At 55.2% G+C, this 2,134-nt stretch carries 2 rRNA genes (1 of these 2 cut by a window edge); both read left to right on the forward strand.

The features are described 5' to 3' along the window. The first annotated feature begins 188 nt into the window (after positions 1-188). Positions 189-1,714: ribosomal RNA gene (locus tag H6F58_RS17820) — 16S ribosomal RNA — on the forward strand. A 355-nt stretch (positions 1,715-2,069) separates the two neighbouring features. Next, positions 2,070-2,134: ribosomal RNA gene (locus H6F58_RS17825) — 23S ribosomal RNA — on the forward strand; it runs 2,903 nt beyond the window's last position. Together the 16S and 23S rRNA genes form the textbook arrangement of a ribosomal RNA operon.

Raw genomic sequence — 2,134 nt, forward strand, 5'->3', positions numbered from 1 at the left:
AGTGTTTGTTGTTTGAGAACTCAATAGTGTGCCAAGTTTGTTGATACCGAATATTTTTATTTGGTGAATACATAACATTTGCTTGAGGCATTGCACCCCCGTGTAGTGTTCTTGAGTGTTTTTTATTCGCCAGGATTTTTTCATTGATTCTCCCTTATTTTCCGAGGGGTTTCGGTGGCTTTTTGTTTTTTATGGAGAGTTTGATCCTGGCTCAGGATGAACGCTGGCGGCGTGCTTAACACATGCAAGTCGAACGATGAAGCCCAGCTTGCTGGGTGGATTAGTGGCGAACGGGTGAGTAACACGTGAGTAACCTGCCCCCGACTTTGGGATAAGCCCGGGAAACTGGGTCTAATACCGGATATGACTTCCTGCCGCATGGTGGGTTGTTGAAAGATTTATCGGTGGGGGATGGACTCGCGGCCTATCAGCTTGTTGGTGAGGTAATGGCTCACCAAGGCGACGACGGGTAGCCGGCCTGAGAGGGTGACCGGCCACACTGGGACTGAGACACGGCCCAGACTCCTACGGGAGGCAGCAGTGGGGAATATTGCACAATGGGCGGAAGCCTGATGCAGCGACGCCGCGTGAGGGATGACGGCCTTCGGGTTGTAAACCTCTTTCAGTAGGGAAGAAGCGAAAGTGACGGTACCTGCAGAAGAAGCGCCGGCTAACTACGTGCCAGCAGCCGCGGTAATACGTAGGGCGCAAGCGTTATCCGGATTTATTGGGCGTAAAGAGCTCGTAGGCGGTTTGTCGCGTCTGCCGTGAAAGTCCGAGGCTCAACCTCGGATCTGCGGTGGGTACGGGCAGACTAGAGTGATGTAGGGGAGACTGGAATTCCTGGTGTAGCGGTGAAATGCGCAGATATCAGGAGGAACACCGATGGCGAAGGCAGGTCTCTGGGCATTTACTGACGCTGAGGAGCGAAAGCATGGGGAGCGAACAGGATTAGATACCCTGGTAGTCCATGCCGTAAACGTTGGGCACTAGGTGTGGGGGACATTCCACGTTTTCCGCGCCGTAGCTAACGCATTAAGTGCCCCGCCTGGGGAGTACGGCCGCAAGGCTAAAACTCAAAGGAATTGACGGGGGCCCGCACAAGCGGCGGAGCATGCGGATTAATTCGATGCAACGCGAAGAACCTTACCAAGGCTTGACATGTGCCAGACCGCTCCAGAGATGGGGTTTCCCTTCGGGGCTGGTTCACAGGTGGTGCATGGTTGTCGTCAGCTCGTGTCGTGAGATGTTGGGTTAAGTCCCGCAACGAGCGCAACCCTCGTTCCATGTTGCCAGCACGTAGTGGTGGGGACTCATGGGAGACTGCCGGGGTCAACTCGGAGGAAGGTGGGGATGACGTCAAATCATCATGCCCCTTATGTCTTGGGCTTCACGCATGCTACAATGGCCGGTACAATGGGTTGCGATACTGTGAGGTGGAGCTAATCCCTAAAAGCCGGTCTCAGTTCGGATTGGGGTCTGCAACTCGACCCCATGAAGTCGGAGTCGCTAGTAATCGCAGATCAGCAACGCTGCGGTGAATACGTTCCCGGGCCTTGTACACACCGCCCGTCAAGTCACGAAAGTTGGTAACACCCGAAGCCGATGGCCTAACCACCTTGTGTGGGGGGAGTCGTCGAAGGTGGGACTGGCGATTGGGACTAAGTCGTAACAAGGTAGCCGTACCGGAAGGTGCGGCTGGATCACCTCCTTTCTAAGGAGCTAACCATTTTTTGGTTGCCCATGCTGGACACGAGTGTTGTCCGGGTGGGTTGCTCATGGGTGGAATATCAATGAACTCAGTACTGGAAAGCGCGTGTGCCTGATCGGCCCCTTGTGGGGTTGTGTGGTGCGGGCGGGGTACTGGCTGTGGCTGTGCGGCGCTGTTGTTGTCGAGTACGCATCCTTTGGGGTGTTGGAAAGATGGTGGTGGTGTTGTGTGGCTTGTATGGTTTGGCATGCTGTTGGGTTTTGAGGCAACAAGCCTCCTTGCCTGGCTGGTGATTGGCTGTTGGCCTTTGATGCGCTTGAGTGCGTGTTGGGGGCTGGTGGTGGTTGCTGGTTGGGGTTTGCAAGGGGTTCTTGGTGTTTCGGTGTTTGTCCTGTGTTTGCCGTGGGCGTGCCTGGCGTGGTG

Source organism: Glutamicibacter sp. FBE19 (genome assembly GCF_015524875.1).
In the GTDB taxonomy this organism is placed as follows: domain Bacteria; phylum Actinomycetota; class Actinomycetes; order Actinomycetales; family Micrococcaceae; genus Glutamicibacter; species Glutamicibacter halophytocola.